The organism is Streptomyces sp. NPDC052107, assembly GCF_040680215.1.
Taxonomy (GTDB): domain Bacteria; phylum Actinomycetota; class Actinomycetes; order Streptomycetales; family Streptomycetaceae; genus Streptomyces.
The window spans coordinates 252,361-270,379 of the sequence record NZ_JBFAWG010000004.1 but is presented as its reverse complement, the minus strand read 5'-3'; the positions used below and the strand labels follow the sequence as shown (position 1 = coordinate 270,379).

Here is an 18,019-nt window from a genome sequence, read left to right as displayed (position 1 = left end):
GCACCCCACATCGGGGGCACCCCACAATGGGGGCCATGCAGACCGTGACCGCCGTGGCCCATCGCGGCGACCCCTACCGTGTCCGTGAGAACACCATCGACTCGCTGCGTTCCGCGCTCGGCCGGGGCGCGGACGCGGTCGAGATCGACGTACGGCTCACCCGCGACGGCGTCCCCGTGCTGCTGCACGACGACACGCTGGAGCGGCTGTGGGAACTGGGCCGGCCGCTCGCCGCACTGTCCGCGGAGGAGGTGCGCGGGCTCACGGCGGGCGGTGTGCCGACACTGGCGGAGACGCTGGCCGCGACCGGCGACAGCCGGGTGATGGTGGACCTGTGCGGGCGGGTCGAGCGGCGGATGGTGGACCGGGTCATGGACGTGGTCCGGCAGAGCGGGGCCCAGGAGCGCGTCTACTACTGCGCGGGCGCCGAGGCGATGCTCGCCGTCCGCGCCGCCGACCCGGCCGCCGAGATCGCGCTGACCTGGACGAGCCTGGCCCCGCCCCGGCCCGCGCTGCTGGACGTGGTCCGCCCGCGCTGGCTCAACTACCGCTTCTCCCTGGTGAGCCGGGAGCTGGCGGCCCGCGTCCACCACGACGGTCACCTGCTGTCCGTCTGGACCCCGGACACCCGCCGCTCGATGAGCCGCCTGCTGGACCTGGGCGTCGACTCGATCACCACGAACCGGGTCGACGTCCTGCACACCCTGCGCAACGGCGGCGGCGTCGGCAGCAGCCGTTAGGCACCGGCGAACTCCAGCGGGGGCGCGATGGCCTGGGCGTCCGCCCCCTCCCCAACCCACAGCCCGATCAGCAGCGCCGCCGTCGCCTCCAGCAGCCCCGCCCGATCCAGTCCCCCGGCGTTGAACGGCTCACAGCCGAGGTCCCGCACCAGCCGTCGTACGACCGTGACCGCGTCCTCGTCGTCCCCGCACAGCGGTACGGCGAGCGGGCGGCCCCCGAACACCGGCGGGGCCAGCCGCCAGACGCTCTCGTGGCACAGATTGAACGCCTTGACCACACGGGCGCCGGGCGCGGCGGCGGCGACGCGCTCGGCCGCCGCCGGACCGCCGGCCGTGAGCAGCCCGAAGCCGGGGCCGCCCACCGGATTGGTGCAGTCGATCAACACCCGTCCGCGCAGGGCTACTTCGAGTCCGGCGACCAGGTCCACGGCCGCCGCGTACGGCACCGCGAGCAGCACGGCGTCACCGCCGTGCTCCACCGCCGCCCGGACATCGCCGCGCGACCGGCTGCCCGCGACGACGTCATGCCCTGCCCGCTTCCACTGCCCGCCCAGCGCGTCCGCCATCGCCCCGGTGCCGAGAATCCCTATCCGCACAACTGCCTCCTTCTGCGGGCCGTCGAATACGCACACGACAGTAGGAAGCCGCTCGGGCACCATTCGGTACGTGACCGACGACCACGCCTTTCTCGCCGACTGCCGTGCCAGGCTCGCCTTCGACCTGCTCGCCAACACCTGGAACTCGGTGATCCTGTGGGCCCTCAAGGACGGCCCCAGCCGGCCGGGCGCGCTGCGTGAGCGGATCGGCGGGATCAGTCAGAAGGTGCTGACCGAGACTCTGCGCCGGCTGGAGTTCAACGGCCTGGTGGAGCGACGGGCCTACGGCGGCTCGCCGCCCCGCGTCGAATACGAACTGACGCCGCTGGGACGGACGTTGCTCGGCCCGATCGACGCCTTCGGTGCCTGGGCGTTCGAGCACGGCGACGAGGTCATGGCCGCCCAGGAGCACTACACCCGGGACCGCTGAGGCACCGTCGCCGCGTCGGCCGGGGTGGTGCGGGTGAGGTACTGCGGGACGGGTGCGGAGTCATTGCCGGTGTCGCGGACCAGGCCGTAGCGCCTGGTGCCCTGGGTGGGTCCGGTCGTGACGTCCTTCTCGGCCGCGTCCCAGGTGGTCGGGAACACGCTCAGGCCGTAGTCGGCGCCGCGTTCGTTCTGGATGAGGGTGACACTGCCGTCGAGGTGGAAGTACTCGTTCTGCCACATCTGCCGGGTGCCGGGGGGCAGGACGTCGTAACCGACGGCCGGATTGCCCATGCCGGTGACGGCGGGGTCGGTGCCGAGGGGGTCGTCCGTGCGGCGGCCGCCGCCCGAGGCCACGAGGAAGAGCCTGCCCTTCAGACCGGTCCAGGCCGGCATGACCAGGCTGCCGGACCGGTACTGCGGCGAGATCTGCCAGCGGACCAGCACATATCCCTTGCCGCGCAGGGCCACGCTCTCCCCGCGGTGGTTCATGCCGGCGTGGGCGCCGCCCGAACTTCGCGTGGTCGTCGAGCGGGATGCCGACGGCCATCACCGAGGCGAGGTTGCACAGGTCCCAGTTGGCCGAGTAGTTGGAGACGACGGCGCCGTTGTGGCGGGTGAGGACGTCGGTGTTCATCGGGTAGAAGACCGTGCGCAGCATCTTCTTGAAGCGGGCGACGTGGAAGTCGGGGTGGTCGCGGACGAGTTCGGCGGCGCTCGCGAACTGGTAGCCGTAGAGGCCGGCGGCGAGGAAGCGGTCGGCGTTGCCGGTGAGCGTGGTGAGGGTGGCCGACCAGGCGTTGAGGATGGCGACCGCGGTGTCGCCGTTGGCCTTCGTGCCGCCGATCTTCCAGCGCAGGGCGTTCTGGTAGGCGGCGTGGATGTCGTTGTAGAGGGTGCGGTAGTTCTGGCCGGAGCCCGCGCCGCGTACGACGGTGGCCTGCGGGCGGGCCTGCCAGGTGCACTGGGAGTGCGGGTTGGCGGTGAGCCGCTGCCAGCCGGCCAGCCAGGGGTTCCGGCCCTCGGCGACCCGGATCTGGGCGCCGGGCTGCAGCGGTTCGCGTACGAGGGCAGGGTGTACTGGGTCAAGTCCGGTGCCCGCTACGGCTACAGCACCGCGATCGCCGCGACCCGGGACCTGAGCCGCACCCTGGTGTACTCGGTGAACTCCACCGACGCCAAGGGAGAGGAGGCGAACCCGGTGGCCCAGCGGATCGTGCTCGCGGCCCTCAAGCAGCAGTGAGCGCCTCCAGCCGCTTGATCTTCCGCCGGACGACGTACAGCGGAACGACCCCGAACACCCCGAAGGACATGTCGATCAGCGACCACCAGAAGGGGATGCCCCGGATCGGTCCGCACACCAGGGCGAGCGGGACGATCCCCGCGCAGGCGATCATCCCGAACTCGACCACCCAGATGTTGCGGACGGGGTCGCGGTACGGCCCGTAGAAGGCGACCGCGATGACGAGGTGGGCGAAGGCCAGCCAGTCCGTGCCGTAGAGCAGGAACGGGTAGTCGGTGTCGGCGGTGTCCAGCCCGTCCCGCACCCGGGAGATCCAGGCCGTCAGCCCGGGCAGATGGTCCGGCACGGACAGCGCGCGCAACGCGCTCTCGGTCCAGCGCAGCTCGTGCACCAGGGGGAAGGCGGTGGCCCCGCTGAGGACGAGGCACACCACGAAGAAGACCAGCCAGACGCGAATGCCCTTGAGCAGGGCGGCTCTGTCGCTCATGGCATGAGCGTACGCCCACTTTTGAACGCGTTCAAAAGCACCCCCTTCCCTGTGTCACCCCAGCGGTTCGTCCAGCGGCACCTGCCACACCCCCGGCAGATGCCCGTCCAGCTCGCCCGGTTCGAAGCGGCACATGCCGACCGCGTGCCAGAACTCGCCGGTGACGTCTCCCTCGTACTTGTAGCCACCGGACGCGGACAGCGCCGCCCAGCCGCCGGGCATGCCGACCATGGTGGCCCGCAGGGTGGCCGGGCCGTCGGCGGGCACGTTCCACAGCCGTACCGTGCCGTCCTCGCCGCCACTGGCCAGCAGGGAGCCGTCGGGGCTGAACACGACGGCGAGGATCCGGCCGGTGTGGCCCGTCAGGAGAGCCGTCTCCCGGCCGGTCCCGGGGTTCCACAGGCGGACCGTACGGTCGTCGCCCGCCGTCGCCAGCAAGGGCCTCGACGGATGCACCGCCGCCGTCCAGAGCTTGCCGGTGTGGCCGGTGAGCCGGTGGTCGATCCCGCCGTCCTTCCAGATCACCGCCGTACCGTCCCAGGAGGCGCTGGCCAGCCAGGAGCCGTCGGGGGCGAAGGCCACGGCGTACACCCGGTCGGTGTGGCCGGCGAGTTCGGCGGCGATGCGGCGGCCGTTCATGTCCCAGATCCGCACCTTGCGGTCGTCGCAGCCGGTGGCCAGGACCGAGCCGTCGGACCGGAAGGCGATAGCGCGGACCCGGCCGTAGTGCTCGGTGATGGTGGCGACGTGCGCCCCGGTGGCGCGGTACCACAGCCGGACCGTGTCGTCGTCGTTGGCGGTGGCGAGGAGTTCGCCGTCGGCGCTGAACGCCTCCGCCCACACGTGGTCGGTCTCGACGTCGAGTTCGCGCTGGTACTCGCCGGTGGCCGCGTTCCACAGGTAGAGGTCGCCGTCGCTGCTCGCGGTGGCCAGCAGGGGCCCGGCAGGGCCGAACACCGCCGACACCAGGCGGTCGCTCTGACCGGTCAGTTCGCGCAGCCGCCGGCCGGAGGCGGAGTGCCACACCCTGACGACACCGTCGTTGCCGCCGGCCGCCAGCATCGAGCCGTCGGCGCTGAAGGACAGCGTGCCGACGCGCCGCCCGTGCCCGCGCAGGATGCGCCGGCCCTGGCCGGTGGCCGGCTCCCACAGCCGTACGACACCGTCGTTGCCGCCCGTCACCAGCAGCGCGCCGGGACCCTGGACGGGCGTGTCGCCGTGCGGGCGGAACTTGCACACCCACACCGAGCCGCGGTGCTCGCCGGGCTGCCGGTTCAGTGGTACGGCGACGGGGTCGGCCTCCGGGTCGATCCGCCACAGCCGGACCACCCCGGCGCTGTCCCCGGCGGCGAGCAGGGTCCCGTCGGGGTCGAAGAGCACCTGGTACACGGCCCCGCGGCAGCCGCCGAGCAGCCCGGCGGAGCGCCCGCCGGCCAGGTCCCACAGCCGTACCTCCCCTTCGGTGTCGCCGCTGACCAGCAGGGCACCGCCGGGGTGGAAGTCCAGGGTGTAGACGCGGCCGGAGTGCCCGGTGAACTCGTGCCGCGGGGTGCCGGTGGCGAGGTCCCACACCCGTACGGCGCCGCCGTCCCGGTCGTCGCCGCGGTCGGTGGTGGCCAGCAGGGTGCCGTCCGGGCTGAACCGCGCCCGGTACACCGCGCCGCGATGGCCGGGCAGTTCGCCGGTCCGCCGCCCGGTCTCCAGGTCCCACAGGCGTACGGCGCCGGAGGCGTCCCCGGTGACCAGGGTGGTGCCGCCCGGTCCGAACGCCACGGTGTAGACGGGCGCGGCGTGACCGGGCAGCCGGTGCAGCGGGGTGCCCGAGGCGGTGTCCCAGACGGTGACCACGCCGTCGGCGTCTCCGGTGGCCAGGAGGGAGCCGTCGGTGTCGAGGGTGACCGGCCAGACGCCGTCCGGGTGGACCTCCAGCCGGTGTGCACAGCGGCCGGAGACCGGGTCCCACAGGCGTACGGTGCCGTCGGAGCTTCCGGTGGCCAGGACCCGGCCCCGGAACTTGACGGCGTACACCCGGCCGGTGTGGCCCTGGAGGGTGCGCAGGGGGATGCCGGTGGCGGCCTCGCAGACCAGGACGCCGCCGTCCTCGCTGCCGACGGCGAGCAGTTCGCCGTCGGGGCTGTAGGAGATGGGTTCGGGCAGCCGGCTGGTGCGCATGTCGAAGCCGTACGGCACACCGACCGCGGAGGGCCGGAAACCGGAGTCGACGGCCATGCCGGGCGCGATCGCGGCGGTGGCCAGCTCGGGGCTGCGGTCCAGGGCGCCGGTGGTCGCCGCGATCAGCGCCGCGCGCCGCCACCGGCCGCCGTCCACCCGGGCGCCGGTCAGGTCGGTGCCGATCAGCCGGGCCCGTCCGAGGTCGGCGCCGCGCAGGTCGGCGCCCGTCAGATCGGCGTCGTCGAGCCGGGCGCCGACCAGCCGGGCGCCGCGCAGGACGGCACCGGAGAGGTTGGCGCCGACCAGCCGGGCGTCGGTGAGGTCGGCGCGGGTGAGGTCCACGCCGGAGAAGTCGCGGTGGGACAGGTCCTCCCCGGCCAGGGCTGCGCCACGCAGATCGGTGTGGGCGGGCACGCGGAGCCGGCTGAGGATCTTCACGGCGTTGGCGCGGGCGGCGTCCGGAGAGACCTCTGCGGAGGTGCCGGACAGCTCCCGCTCCGCCCACGCCTGGCAGATCCGGTGGTCGGCGAGGTCGCACAGGAACTCGACGGCCAGCTGGCCGAGTTGGCGCCGGTTCAGCAGGCTGTCGTCGCCGGCGGTGAGCCGGCGGCCGCACTCGCGGGCGACCAGCCACTCCACCACCGAGCCGTGGATGAACCGGAACACGCCGTCGTCGCTGCGCACCAGCAGGCTGCCGGAGCCGATGGCGTGCGCGGTCTGCGGCACCGACAGCCGGGCGTCCGCGAGTCCGGTCAGGGTCTCGGCGACATCGGTCAGCTCGTCGAGGCGCAGCGAGTCCTGCCCGCTCTCCCACAGCCGCAGGGCCAGCGCGGTGACCGCGTCCCACAGCTGGTCCAGGGCGAGTCCGGGCGCCCGGCCGGGGCTCCCGCTGCCGCGCCCGACCTCGAAGTTCAGCCAGGCGGTGAGAACCTCCCCGTACAGCCCGGCGGGGCTGAGGGCGCGCCCGGCGCCGGCGACGGCGCGCAGCCGGTCGTCGTCGAGGTCGGCGACGAAACCGAGCAGCCGGGGGTTGCGGCACAGGACGAGCAGGTCGGGGATGGCGTCCAGCAGCCGCAGCCGGTGGTCGGCGGCGCGTTCGTCGCCGTCGTAGCGGTTGACCAGGTAGGCGCGGATCTGCCGCGGGCTGAACTCCTGCACGGCCAGCACCCGGCGGTGCGGGAGCAGGCCGACGCGTTCGCCGAGCGCGGTGAGCACCTGGCCCTGGGAGCGGAAGTGCTGGGTACGGCTGGACACCACGATCTTGGCGCTGTCCACGGCGGAGTCCAGCAGCACCTGCAGCCGCTCGGCGGCGCGGTCGTAGGTCACCTGGTTGACGAGTTCGTCGAAGCCGTCGAAGAGCAGCACGATCCGGCCCTGCTGGAGCATGTACCGGAAGGCCCGCAGATCGATGTTGTCGACGCCGTGGGCGGCGAGGTGCGCGGCGACGAGACCCTCGAACGAATAAGCCCGGTCCAGCGCGTTCAGTTCGACCAACAGCGGGACAAGGTGCGGCAGTTCGGCCGGGACCCGGCGGGCCAGCTCGCGCAGCGCGAAGGTCTTGCCGTGCCCGAAGTCGCCGAGCAGCAGCAGGAAGCGCCCGTGGTCGGAGTCGAGCAGCCGCAGCATCTCGTCCACGAGCCCGTCGCGGTCCTCGGTGTCGAGGCGCTCCACCTCCCGGTACCGCTGCGGCAGGTACATGCCCGGCGGATAGCGCGGGTCGGTGCGCAGCCGCTCGCTCTGTCCGGCGACATAGCCGCGCAGGTCCAGCAGCCCCTGGAACTCGGTGAAGCTGCGCACCCGCACGCCACGCCGGCGGGCCGCGTCCCGCAGCTCGCGTGCGGGCGGCGGCCCGTCGTGGACGAGTTCGGCCTCCGCCTCGGCGTCGGCGGCGTGCACGAGGGCCACGAACCGGTCGACGTCCTGCGCGGTCGGGGTACCGATGTGGACCGCCACCCGCTGCTGCCGTACGAAGCCCGACTGGCTCCAGGTGACGAGCAGTTGCGGCATGGGCCCGTCCACCGGGCGGATCTGGGCGCCCTCGTGCCGGGTACGGCAGACCTCGGCGACCCTGGCGAGCAGTATCTCGGCGGGGGTCTGCACGGCGCGCGGCTCGGGCTCGGGGGCGGACGCGGGAGTGCCCTCGCGGTCGTCGGCCGGCCCGGCCTGAGGCCCGAAGGCCCGGTCGGCGCGCCGCCACTGGACCGCCCGCCGACGCGGCTCCCCCGGCCCCTGCCAGACGGCCAGCCCCTCCCGGCCGATCCGCACCAGCTGGTGCCCGCCGGGCCGCCCGGCGCCGATCACCGGCACCTCTCCGGAGGCGGTGGCCAGGTCGGGCAGCGCGCCGGGCTCGGCCGGGCCGTGCAGCAGCAGGTGCAGCCGGGGCGCGGTCAGCCGGGTCAGCACATCGGTGTCGCGCAGCGGTCCGGTGCCGTCCAGGACGGCCGTACCGGCGCGCCGCACGCCGGCGGCGGCGACGCGGGCACTGGGCGAGTGCCGCACCACCCCGATCCTCAGCCACCCCTCGGTCTCGTGCGGCCGCAGCGCCTGCGCGAACCAGGCTGCCTGCTCGCGCCCGATCAGCCCGTACTGGTCGTCGCGCCGATGGCTGTACGCCATGGACGAGTTGAGCCCCGCGACCACGGTGTGCAGCTCGGGCACGGGGAAGAGGGTCCACGGCTGATCGCTGTCGAAGACGACGTCGAGCCCCTGGTACAGCTCCCGGAACAGCCCTGCGAAGTGCCGCCACTTGGGCCAGTACGGCGGCCGGGGCGGCATCTCGTCGGCCTCGCAGGTGCTGAAGTAGGCCTGGCAGGCCGCCTGGTTGACGTCCTGGCCACCGGGGACGAGGGCGACCCGGTGCGGTTCGAGCCCGAGCAGGGCGCGCAGCCCGGTGAGAAAGGCGAGGGCCTGCTCGAACTCGCGCCGGCTGCCGGAGGCGGTGAGATCCCCGGTGACGACCAGCAGATCGGGTGAGGGCGCCCCGGCGTCGGCCAGCTCGACCAGATCGCCCCAGATCGCGGCCTGCAACTCGGTGGGGTCCTGCCCGCGCCCGAAGGCGGGCCCGGCCAGTTGGAGCACGGTGACCGCCTCCCGCTCCCGGACCGCTCCGGACACCCGCGGGTACGACGGCGCCGCCGCGGGTCTGCGGCGCCCCGCCCACCCGAGCCCGCCGAGCGGCCGCCCGGGGCTCGGTGCCGCCGGGGCGGCGGGCACGCGGTGGCCGTTCGCACCACCGGGGTAACCGGGCGGCAGACTGGGCCGGGCCCGCCCGTCCAGGGCCTGCCGGACCCGCGCGAGCAGCAACTCCCGGGCCGCCGCCGGATCGGCGACCGGCACTAGGTCCACATACGTGATGGTGGCCAGCAGCCCCTCCACGGGGATGTCCTCGACCCGCACGGTGATCAGCCGCCGCTCCGGCGCGTCCGGATCGGCGCGCAACGCGGCCTGCCACTCCATCCGCCCGTACCGGGAGCGCTCGTAATTCCTGGACAGTACGGCGATGACGGCGGCGGACTCGCTCACGCCCCGGTCCATGAAGTCGACGAAGTTCGTGCCCGGCACGAAGTCCCAGGCCTGCAGGACCGTGCGGTACCCGGCCTCCTCCAGGGTCCAGGCGATCCAGGACGCCCAGCGTTCGTCCGCCGGCGAGTAACTGATGAAAAAGTCCAATGGCCCGGTGCTGTCCCCCGGGATGTTCTGACGAGCCACCATGTATTGATGATGCCGTGAAAAGAGAGGTTGATACCGGTCGTTTCCAGGCCTTCGACGGTGCCCTGGTCACAGCGGCGCACAAACGTGCGACCCTTCCAACCGTGCGTGCCTTATTGCTGCGTCTGCATGTGCTCGACCAGGTGGCGATCGGTCTGCTGGCGACCGGACTGCTGTGTGTGGCCACGGGACTGCTGCCGACGGAATCCGCGTCCCACGCGATGACACGCATCGCCCCGCTGCTGGCGTTCCTGGGCACGGTCATCGTGCTGGCCGAACTGACCAGCGGGGCCGAGGTGTTCGACGTGGTGGCGGCCCGGGTGGCGAGGGTCGCACGGGGCAGCTATCCGCTGTTGTTCCTGCTGTGCGTCGCCTTCGCCTCGGTCACGACGATCGCCCTGAATCTGGACACGACGGCAGTCCTGCTGACTCCCGTGATGCTGGCGCTCGCCTCACGGGTGGGCATCGCGCCGGTGCCGCTGGCGATGACGACGGTATGGCTCGCCAACACGGCGAGCCTCCTCCTGCCCGTGTCCAACCTGACCAACCTGCTGGCCAGCAACCGGGTCGCGCTGTCCCCGCTGGGCCTGGCGGGGCGGATGTGGGCACCGCAACTCGCTGCGCTGGCCGTGACGATGGCTTGTTTGTGGCTGTTCTTCTGGCGGCGGGGCAGGCGTGGGGGGCCGGTGGTGGGCGGGTCCGGATTGATGCCGGACATGGCGGTGTCGGGCCCGGGTGCGGCACGAGCGGCGGACGTGCGGGCGGACACCGCAGACCGGTATGTGCCGCCCGCTGTGCACCGCCCCGCCGACCCGGTGCTGTTCCGCGCCTGCGCACTCGCCTGCGCCGGCTTTCTGCTGGCCACCCTGGTGGCCGACGTACCGCTGTGGATGGCGTCCGGCACGGCGGCGCTGGTCGCCGTGACAGCGTTCACGGTCCGCGACCGGTCCGCGATCCGGCTGTCGCTCGTCCCCTGGCGGCTGCTGGTGATGGTCCCCGGCATGTTCCTCGTGGTCGAGACGGTCAACGCGCACGGGCTGCACGACCTGCTGGCCTCGGCGGTCGGCACCGACGGCGGCACGCTCGGCCTGTTCCGGGCAGCGGCGGTCGGCTGCGGCCTGTCCAACGCCCTCAACAACCTCCCGGTGTACCTGGCCGGGGAGGCGGCCGTCCCCGTGGGCAACCACGACCAGTTGCTGGCTCTGCTGGTCGGCACGAACGCCGGGCCGGTGATCACCCCGTGGGCGTCCCTGGCCACGCTGCTCTGGTACGAGCGGTGCCATGCGTACGGGGTCCGGGTGCCGGTCACCCGGTTGATGGGGACGGGCGCGGTACTGGCCGCGTGCGCGGTGGGGGCGGCGGTCGCCGCGCTGGCGCTGACCTGACGAGGAGGGGCGACGGTGATCGAGATCGGTTCGCTGCGGGACGAGGACCGCACCGACTGGGAAGTGCTGGCGCGCGGTTACAAGACGTTCTACCGCACCACCGTGCCGGACCAGGGGTATGAGGAGGCCTGGCAGCGGCTGCGGCGCGGCTCGGAGGTCCACGGCATCGGCGCCCGGTCCGACGGGAAGCTCGTCGGCATCGCGCACTATCTGTTCCACCCGACCTTCTGGATGGAGGACAGCTGCTATCTCCAGGACCTCTTCGTCGCCGAGGCGGCGCGCGGTCGGGGCGTGGCGCGGCTGCTGATCGAGAAGGTGGCCGAGGCGTCGCGGGAGCGCGGGGCTGCGCGCCTGTACTGGACCACCCAGGAGGACAACACCGCCGCCCGCGCCCTTTACGACAAAGTGGCGAGCTTCAGGGGGTTCATACGCTACGACCACCCACTGACGTGACGAACGCCGTCCAGGCGGGCGCCGAGAAGACGACGGCGGGGCCGGTGGGGTTCTTGCTGTCGCGGACGGGGATGTGGGTGGGGGCGGCGGTGTCGTTCACTTCGAGGCAGTCGCCGCCGCTTTCGCCGCTGTAGGTCGACTTGCGCCAGGCCGTAACCTCAAGGCAGTTACCGCCGCTCTCGCCGCTGTACGTCGACTTGCGCCATCCAGTAAGCGCGGATGCGTCAGGAATGCTGTGCCCGCTGTGCTTCATGCTCGTAATCCTCCGCGACCGACCTGATCAGCGCCAGGGACTTACGGTGCGACAAGGCGTCGCCCAACGCGTGATCGTAGACGTCCTCCAACTCCCGCACCGTGTCCCGCACTTCCCAGATCCTCCCCGACTTCAGTCCCTCCACATATGCGACAGGCGGCGGCTCCTCGAACCACATGAGCTTGACGGGACCCTCCAGGAGGGCATGGGCACCCACCGTGAAGGGGAGCACGTGTACGCGGATGCGCCGACTCTCGCCCAGCTCCAGAATGTGCCGTAGCTGGCCGCACATCACCTCCGGTCCGCCGATGACCTGGCGGAGAGCAGCCTCACCCAGGAGGAGTGTCACCGTGGGCGAGTCGAAGCTGCCGAGGATGCGGGCGCGTTCGAGCCGGGTGCCGAGGAGGCTGTCTCGTCGCTCTTGGCAGGGTGACCGGAGCCGAGCACCTCGCGCGCGTACTCAGTCGTCTGCAGGAATCCCGGAACGAGCGTGCTGGCGTACTCCTTGATGGCGATGGCCCGCTGCTCCAGCTCCGCGGCCTCGGCGAAATGCTCCGCCGCCTTCTTGCCATCCAGCGTCGGCAGAAACCGCTCGAAGAAATTGTCCGGGCCCAACTCCCGATCCAGGCGCCGCGCATCCTGCAGGTCCGGCCTCCTACGTCCCGCCTCGATGTGAGCGATGTGCGTGCGGGACATCACGACACGTTCGCCCAACTCCTCCTGCGTAAGTCCCGCCGCCTCCCTCCGTCGCCTGAGTTCCTCCCCGTACCGCACCCGCGAGATCGGATTGTCCTCGATGGCCACCTTTCAACTCCCCCTCGTGCTGACTCCGTCGTCACGCTCGGTCATCTACCGAAGCTACTCGCCCCCACCTCACCCTGTGCATGAATCGCCACGGAAAGTGAAAGGCGCTGGAATGCAAGACCAAGATGACGGCTTCGTCGGGGTGTATCTCACGCTGAGGGTCTCCCGGGACGGTGGCCGGACGTGGGGACCCAGGGTGACGTACCGGCCGCCGAAGAACGCCGCGCCGTTGGACCTGTCGGGGCGGTTTCCGCCCTGTGAGTGTCCTCGGTGCCGGGAGAGAAAGGGCTGACGAGGTCCAGCAGGTGCGGCAGGAGTTCCGGGCGCCCGGCGACGAAGGAGCGCCCGGTGTCGGGACCGCCGAAGCCACCGCCGAACTCCGCGCCGTCGAGGTGCCGTAGGGCGATGCCGGCCTCGCGGGCGAGCAACGCGCCGGCGGGCAGGTCGATGGCCTCCGCGCGGTAGCCGACGAAGCCGTCGATGTCCCCCCGGGCCAGCATCGACCAGGCCACCAGGGGCGCCCAGAGCTGGAGCAGGCGCCGGGAGCGGAGTTCGAGGGTGTGCCTGAGGGAGCAGGCCAGGGGGTCGTCGCGGGACACGGCGTGGCCCTGGGTCCAGGCCAGCAGGGGCCCGGCGGCGGAAACCGGGCGGCCGTCGGCGGGGGCGGCGAGCCGCCCGCCCGGGCCGTGCGCCCCTCCACCCCGCAGCGCGGACCACGTACGGCCGGTCATCGGATCGTGGACGACCCCGACCACCGGTGTGTCATCGACGCACAACGCGATGCCGACGACGTACACGGCCAGCCCGATGACCACGTTGTTGCTGCCGTCGAGCGGGTCCACCAGCCAGGTGCGGCCCCCGCCGTCCCCCACGAGTTCACCGGACTCCTCGGCGAGGATCCGGTCGTGCGGGAAGCGGTCCCGGATCCGCCCGACCACCAGTCGCTCGGCGGCGACGTCCAAGTCGGTGACCACGTCGCCGAGTTGTCCCTTGGGCCTGGCGGCGAAGCCGTCGGGGAAGCGGGACCGCAGCAGCGCCCCGGCCTCTTCGGCGGCGCCCACGGCCGTACGGTGCTCGGCGTCGTAACCGACCGGCGAGGACCGGGGGTCAGGGTTCGGGCTCATGGATCCTCCTGAGGGCGGCCCGAGCGATCCGGGCGGTCTGGGTCGCGTCGCAGGTCCGGCGGACCATGCGGTGCCCCGGGGCGGACGGCGGGCCCAGGGAGAGGTCCACCCGGCCGGGCAGGGTCCGGCCCAGGACCAGGGTGGCGGTCGGGCGGCCGTCCGGCACCACGCTGGTGTGGAATTCACCCGCCGGGAGGGCGTAACTCTGGCCCCGCGCACTGGTCTGCCGCGCGCCGGGCCGGCAGCGCACCAGCCGCTCGGTGGGCCGTACTTCGTCCACGCCGGACGGGTCGCTGAGCACTTCGAAGACCCGGTGGGTGGGATCGCCGGTGCGGTCGACGTGCACCCGCCGGTTGTCGAGTTGGCCGTACAGCACGGTGCTCGTCAAGTCCCAGCTGTGGCAGTGCACTTGGGGCACGGAGTCGTCGGGCTCCGCCTCCGGTGTGCCGAAGACGTGCACGCAGACGCCGTCGTCGCCGTCGCGCAGGATGGGCAGGCAGACGAAGCCCAGTGGATGGCGTACCGCGTGCAGGGTGCGGCGGCCGGAGACGATCTGGTCGAGTTCCGATACGGCGTGTCGTGTCAGCTCGGCGGTGGCGTGCCGCCGGGCGGCCCGTTCCAGGGCCGGGTAGTCCATGTTCCTTCCCCCCTCGGTCCCGCTCAGTCCCGCTCGGTCCCCCTCGGTCCCGCTCGGTCCCCCTTGGCCGGAACGCGGCGCTCGCTCATCTGCGGTACGGGTTCTCCGCACGCAGCGCCTTGTCGATGATGTCGCCGACGTCACGGTCGGTGAAGCTCGGCGGAAGCGGCAGGCCGAGCCGGTCGAGCAGGCGTCTGACCTCGTCGACGGTCGGTTCGTCGGCGAGCCGGACGGCCTCGCGCAGATCGAGCTTGACGGCCTGTTCCCGGCTCTGGTGCAGCTCGGTGACGTAGTAGTCGTACAGCGGCCGGTCGCGCTCCACGCAGAGGCTGACCCGGCTGGGGTCGTCCTGCGTGATGATCAGGCAGCTGTCCGAGAGGTCGAACCGCAACGCCGGTGCGACGGAGGACAGATGGACGTCGACCTCCAGGGTGTCCAGCCGCTGCCGGTGCCAGCTCGCGGCGACGACGGTGGCGTACGCCTCCTTGCGGGTGCGCTCGACGGTCCACTGGGTGTCATCCGGCCCGGGACCGAACGTGCTGCGGAACCGCGCGTAGGCGGCGCACACCTGCTCGTCCGCGGGATTGATGATGTCGATCTTCATGGTGAGGGAGCGCCGCTGCCGCTGCGCCTCCAGCACGCACTCGGGCAGCGTGACCGCGCGCAGATATGTGCCGGTGCCGCCCTTGAACACCCAGCGGGTGGTGGTGCGCCGGGCCCGCTCGTGCGCGAGGGCGACCTCGGCGCCGGAGAGCGTGCGCACCATCGCCAGATCCTCGATGGCCCTGCTCGTCCCGGCGCTCGCGGCGCGGATGTCGGCCATCCGCCGGCGGCGCTCGGTGAGCGAGCCGTACACCAGCGCCGCCAGCACCAGCAGGGTGGCGCCGGAGACGACGTTGTCGTCCATGTTCTGGTTGAGGACGTCCATCAGCCCGACGACGAGGGCGACGGCGATGGCGACGATCCCGTCCAGGTTCCGGACCGCCCAGGCGATCGCCTCCTCCAGCCGACGTCCGGCTCCCTGCGGTGTCCTGCTCGTCACGTCCACCCTCCCCCGACGGTGGCTTCCATCGTAAGAGCAAGGGGAGTTGGTGAGCCATGCGTCAAATCAGCCTTACCGGAAGGGGGTACCGGCCAGGCGTGGGTATCTCACCAGGAGCCGCCGTCGCCTCCTGTCCCGCGCGCGGGCGCGTTCACGGCAGGTCGTCCCGCCCCAGCCAAGTCGGCTTGACCGGCACGCCGTCGGCGTACCGCTCGACTTGCTCCACGGGCTCGTCACGGTCACCGGAGTCACCATCCGCGTCCGCGGATTCCGGGACGGCGACGGGTGCGGCGGAATCCTCCAGCAGCTCCGCCACCGTGAACCGGGTGGCAAACGACTGCCACGCCCCGTCGACAACGAGCAGAAACCCGTCCGCCTCCTTCAGCAGCCGACGGCGCACGGGGCTCCGGGGATGCTCGGGCGCATATCTCCGAGCCCGTCGCTCCAACTCCGCGAGCGCCTCCGCACGAGTCCCGGAGACGTGCGCCACCACCTGGGCCTCCACATGCTTGCGCTCACCGATCCCCACGGTCGTCTCCACGACCAGCCCCCATGTCGTCATAGGGCCGTACGCTACAACCCCACGATCTTGTTCCACCGCTTCGCGAACTCCGCCCGCTCCGTGGACGTGATGTCCCGGGCGATGACGAGCCGCTTGCGCATGGCGGAGTCCGGAAAGATCAGGGGGTTGTCGGCGAGGGACGCGGTGTCCTGGTCCTTCGAGGAGGCCAGGACGTCCCGGGCGGCCGGGACCGGGCAGACGTAGTTGACCCAGGCGGCGAGCTCCGCGGCGGTCTCGGGGTCGTAGTAGGAGTCGATCAGGCGCTCGGCGTTGGTCTTGTGGCGGGCCCTGTTGGGGATCATCAGGGAGTCCGACCACAGTTCGGCGCCCTCCTCGGGGACGAGGAAGCGGATGTCGGGGTTGTCGGCCTGGAGCTGGATGACGTCGCCGGAGTAGGCCTGGCAGGCGAGGACGTCACCGCTGACCAGGTCCTTGGTGTAGTCGTTGCCGGTGAAGCGGCGGATCTGGCCGCGGTGGACCTCGCGCTCCACTTCGTCGCAGACGTTGTGGAAGTCGTCAGCCGTCCACTGGGAGATGTCGACGCCGTTGCCCTGCATGAGGAGGGCGAAGGACTCGTCCAGGCCGGACAGGAGGGTCACGCGGCCCTTGAGGTCGCTCGCCCAGAGGTCCTTGACGTGCCGGATCTCGCGGCCGAGCTTCTTGCGGTTGTAGGCGATGCCGGTGATGCCCGACTGCCACGGCACCGTGAACCGGCGGCCCTTGTCGAAGGCGGGTGAACGGAGCAGCGGGTCAAGGTACTTGGCCACGTTCGGCTGGTGGGCCCGGTCCATCTCCTGGACCCAGCCCAGGCGGACGAACCGGGCGCACATCCAGTCGCTGATGACGATCAGGTCGCGGCCGGTGGACTGACGGTTCATCAGCGCCGGGCTGATCTTGCCGAAGAACTCGTCGTTGTCGTTGATCTCCTCGACGTAGTCCACGGAGATCCCGGTGCGCTTCTCGAACGCCTCCAGGGCGGGCCGCCGGTTGGGGTTGTCGTCGTCGGTGTCGATGTACAGCGGCCAGTTCGCCCAGGTCAGCTTCTTGTCGGCGATGGACTCGTCGGCCACGGCCCGGTCGCCGGGCGCGACATAGGCGGCGGGCACCCCGCAGCCGGCCAGGGCACCGAGCGCGGCGGTGCCGCCGAGTGCGCGCAGGAGGGAGCGGCGGGACAGCGGCGACGTACGAGAAGAAGTCCGGGGCATCCCGGAAGGATGCCGTCCCGCCGCTCGGACCGACAATCGACGCTGCGTCGAGCATGCCCCCGGCTGCCCGACACCCTGTCGATCAACGGCCGTTGCCGGGGTACGGAAACACGCGACCGGATATGCTTCCCGCACCGCACAGTGTCCCGGCCGCTTCCCGGGAGGACGATGACCGGGTGCTGCCACCAGGGAAGCGGCGCCGCGAGGCGCGGGAGGAATCGGCCCGTCTGCAGGGCCAGTTGACGGCATTCGGCGAGTTGCTGGCGGGGCATCCGTTCGCCGCGGACCGTCCGGGTGTCACCCATGTGATGGCCGTCGAGTACGCCCGGGCTCTGGACGCCTATGAGCAGGCCGCACGGGTGGCCGAGCGCGATCCGGTATCCGCGCGGCGTGAACTGACCGAGGGCCTCGCGGCCCTGCACCGTCTCAACGCCCGTCTCGTCGGAGCGCTGCCGGCCGACGGCGCGGGGGCGGTACGGCCACCGGGCGGTAGCGGGTGCACGCCGAAGCCACCGAAGCCGCCAACGACGTCGGAAAAGGCGGGTATCGGCGCGCCCGCGGCGACTACGCCGGTTCAGGAAGCCGCCTCCCGGCCGCGGTTGAGGGAGCGCTTCACCGCCCGGCAGTTGCTGACCCGCGCCACCCTCGTCGTGCTGGCCTGCTACTGCGTGCTGGTCGGACTCGTCGGCGGGTGGGGCCCGGCGCTGATCTGCATCCCCCTCGTGAACTTCGGGCTCGGGCTGACCGGCTTCGGGGGCATGGTCTGCCGGCTGGTGATCTCGCGGACCCGGGGCGCCGTCCGAGGCGGCCGTGTCGCGGTCGAGTACCGCGGCACCGAGCGCGCCCGCGGCGTCGGCGGCCCGTGGGAACAGCGGTACGTCCATACGGACACGGCCGGGCGTGAGACGGCGTACGGCCGGGCGGTGCCCAGCCCCTCCCTCGCCGCGGTGCCGATCCGCCGCCTGTGGCTGCTGGAGGAGGGCCGGGGGGACCGCACGCTGATCACCTCCACCGAGCTGTGCCTCACTCCGCTGCTCCTGGTCGCCGGCGTGCCGCTCCTGCTGTTGGGCGCCGCTCTGCTGCTGGGCGCGGTTCCGGGGATGCTGATCGCCGTATCGGCCGGCTTCCTGTCGTGACACAGCCCGGCCCCCGGACGGGGAGGTGAACCCGTCCGGGGGCCGC

The 18,019-nt window shown here is 72.2% G+C and carries 15 protein-coding genes and 3 pseudogenes; 6 read left to right on the top strand and 12 right to left on the bottom strand.

Features of this window, described 5'->3' with window-relative positions; translation table 11 throughout:
• Positions 1–35 precede the first annotated feature (35 nt).
• Positions 36–740: a glycerophosphodiester phosphodiesterase gene (locus AB0M27_RS06730; RefSeq protein WP_365718626.1), complete on the top strand. Its 705-nt coding sequence runs from the start codon at positions 36–38 to the stop codon at positions 738–740.
• On the opposite strand, the gene AB0M27_RS06725 is transcribed toward AB0M27_RS06730, so the two are convergent.
• The gene (locus AB0M27_RS06725; protein ID WP_365718624.1) at positions 737–1,336 is read right to left on the bottom strand and encodes an NAD(P)-binding domain-containing protein; all 600 of its coding nucleotides are present in this window, start codon (positions 1,334–1,336) and stop codon (positions 737–739) included. The two genes, AB0M27_RS06730 and AB0M27_RS06725, sit on opposite strands and share 4 nt — an antisense overlap.
• 70 nt (positions 1,337–1,406) lie before the next feature.
• Between AB0M27_RS06725 and AB0M27_RS06720 the strand changes: the two genes are divergently transcribed.
• Positions 1,407–1,766: a helix-turn-helix domain-containing protein gene (locus tag AB0M27_RS06720; protein ID WP_365718622.1), complete on the top strand. Its 360-nt coding sequence runs from the start codon at positions 1,407–1,409 to the stop codon at positions 1,764–1,766.
• On the opposite strand, the gene AB0M27_RS06715 is transcribed toward AB0M27_RS06720, so the two are convergent.
• Together AB0M27_RS06715 and AB0M27_RS06710 are read right to left on the bottom strand one after the other, a co-directional pair.
• Positions 1,748–2,254: a hypothetical protein gene (locus tag AB0M27_RS06715; protein ID WP_365718620.1), complete on the bottom strand. Its 507-nt coding sequence runs from the start codon at positions 2,252–2,254 to the stop codon at positions 1,748–1,750. The genes AB0M27_RS06720 and AB0M27_RS06715 overlap by 19 nt on opposite strands.
• 22 nt (positions 2,255–2,276) lie before the next feature.
• Positions 2,277–2,804, bottom strand: a pseudogene (locus AB0M27_RS06710) (cell wall anchor protein); the annotation flags it as partial.
• Between AB0M27_RS06710 and AB0M27_RS06705 the strand changes: the two are divergent.
• Positions 2,805–3,005: pseudogene (locus AB0M27_RS06705) on the top strand (peptidase); the annotation flags it as partial.
• Here AB0M27_RS06705 and AB0M27_RS06700 read toward each other — a convergent pair.
• Both AB0M27_RS06700 and AB0M27_RS06695 read right to left on the bottom strand, forming a co-directional pair.
• Positions 2,992–3,492 (bottom strand): hypothetical protein, encoded by a 501-nt coding sequence (locus AB0M27_RS06700; protein WP_365718617.1) that lies wholly within the window; start codon positions 3,490–3,492, stop codon positions 2,992–2,994. The pseudogene AB0M27_RS06705 and the gene AB0M27_RS06700 sit on opposite strands and share 14 nt — an antisense overlap.
• Positions 3,493–3,546: 54 nt before the next feature.
• Positions 3,547–9,375, bottom strand: coding sequence for a TIR domain-containing protein (locus AB0M27_RS06695; RefSeq protein WP_365718615.1), 5,829 nt, complete (start codon positions 9,373–9,375; stop codon positions 3,547–3,549).
• Positions 9,376–9,476: 101 nt separating this feature from the next.
• Here AB0M27_RS06695 and AB0M27_RS06690 point away from each other — a divergent pair, with 101 nt between their 5' ends.
• Together AB0M27_RS06690 and AB0M27_RS06685 are read left to right on the top strand one after the other, a co-directional pair.
• Entirely contained in the window at positions 9,477–10,757 is a 1,281-nt protein-coding gene (locus tag AB0M27_RS06690; protein ID WP_365718613.1) for an SLC13 family permease, read from the top strand.
• A gap of 15 nt (positions 10,758–10,772) precedes the next feature.
• Complete coding sequence (locus tag AB0M27_RS06685) at positions 10,773–11,210, top strand: GNAT family N-acetyltransferase (protein ID WP_365718611.1); 438 nt, start codon at positions 10,773–10,775, stop codon at positions 11,208–11,210.
• Here AB0M27_RS06685 and AB0M27_RS06680 read toward each other — a convergent pair.
• From AB0M27_RS06680 to AB0M27_RS06650, 7 genes and pseudogenes are all read right to left on the bottom strand, one after another.
• A complete protein-coding gene (locus AB0M27_RS06680; RefSeq protein ID WP_365718609.1) occupies positions 11,182–11,463 on the bottom strand; it encodes a DUF397 domain-containing protein in 282 nt (93 codons plus the stop codon). The two genes, AB0M27_RS06685 and AB0M27_RS06680, sit on opposite strands and share 29 nt — an antisense overlap.
• Positions 11,435–12,237, bottom strand: a pseudogene (locus tag AB0M27_RS06675) (helix-turn-helix transcriptional regulator). Before AB0M27_RS06675 ends, AB0M27_RS06680 begins: the two are co-directional and overlap by 29 nt.
• Before the next feature lie 179 nt (positions 12,238–12,416).
• The gene (locus AB0M27_RS06670) at positions 12,417–13,391 is read right to left on the bottom strand and encodes an inositol monophosphatase (protein ID WP_365718607.1); all 975 of its coding nucleotides are present in this window, start codon (positions 13,389–13,391) and stop codon (positions 12,417–12,419) included.
• The gene (locus AB0M27_RS06665; RefSeq protein ID WP_365718605.1) at positions 13,375–14,028 is read right to left on the bottom strand and encodes a hypothetical protein; all 654 of its coding nucleotides are present in this window, start codon (positions 14,026–14,028) and stop codon (positions 13,375–13,377) included. The genes AB0M27_RS06670 and AB0M27_RS06665 overlap by 17 nt, the downstream gene beginning before the upstream one ends.
• Before the next feature lie 85 nt (positions 14,029–14,113).
• Entirely contained in the window at positions 14,114–15,070 is a 957-nt protein-coding gene (locus AB0M27_RS06660; protein WP_365718603.1) for a hypothetical protein, read from the bottom strand.
• 151 nt (positions 15,071–15,221) lie between these two features.
• Complete coding sequence (locus AB0M27_RS06655) at positions 15,222–15,632, bottom strand: hypothetical protein (RefSeq protein ID WP_365718601.1); 411 nt, start codon at positions 15,630–15,632, stop codon at positions 15,222–15,224.
• A gap of 11 nt (positions 15,633–15,643) precedes the next feature.
• On the bottom strand, positions 15,644–16,837 hold the full coding sequence (locus tag AB0M27_RS06650) for an extracellular solute-binding protein (RefSeq protein WP_365718599.1): 1,194 nt from the start codon (positions 16,835–16,837) through the stop codon (positions 15,644–15,646).
• A gap of 176 nt (positions 16,838–17,013) precedes the next feature.
• Between AB0M27_RS06650 and AB0M27_RS06645 the strand changes: the two genes are divergently transcribed.
• Entirely contained in the window at positions 17,014–17,973 is a 960-nt protein-coding gene (locus tag AB0M27_RS06645; RefSeq protein WP_365718597.1) for a hypothetical protein, read from the top strand.
• Positions 17,974–18,019: the final 46 nt, after the last annotated feature.

Excerpts from the sequence above, each read along its gene's own strand:
- AB0M27_RS06730 (WP_365718626.1), top strand. The coding sequence starts at position 36 with ATGCAGACCGTGACCGCCGTGGCCCATCGCGGCGACCCCTACCGTGTC.
- AB0M27_RS06715 (WP_365718620.1), bottom strand. The coding sequence starts at position 2,254 with ATGAACCACCGCGGGGAGAGCGTGGCCCTGCGCGGCAAGGGATATGTG.
- AB0M27_RS06700 (WP_365718617.1), bottom strand. The coding sequence starts at position 3,492 with ATGAGCGACAGAGCCGCCCTGCTCAAGGGCATTCGCGTCTGGCTGGTC.
- AB0M27_RS06695 (WP_365718615.1), bottom strand. The coding sequence starts at position 9,375 with ATGGTGGCTCGTCAGAACATCCCGGGGGACAGCACCGGGCCATTGGAC.
- AB0M27_RS06680 (WP_365718609.1), bottom strand. The coding sequence starts at position 11,463 with ATGAAGCACAGCGGGCACAGCATTCCTGACGCATCCGCGCTTACTGGA.
- AB0M27_RS06670 (WP_365718607.1), bottom strand. The coding sequence starts at position 13,391 with ATGAGCCCGAACCCTGACCCCCGGTCCTCGCCGGTCGGTTACGACGCC.
- AB0M27_RS06665 (WP_365718605.1), bottom strand. The coding sequence starts at position 14,028 with ATGGACTACCCGGCCCTGGAACGGGCCGCCCGGCGGCACGCCACCGCC.
- AB0M27_RS06655 (WP_365718601.1), bottom strand. The coding sequence starts at position 15,632 with ATGACGACATGGGGGCTGGTCGTGGAGACGACCGTGGGGATCGGTGAG.
- AB0M27_RS06650 (WP_365718599.1), bottom strand. The coding sequence starts at position 16,837 with ATGCCCCGGACTTCTTCTCGTACGTCGCCGCTGTCCCGCCGCTCCCTC.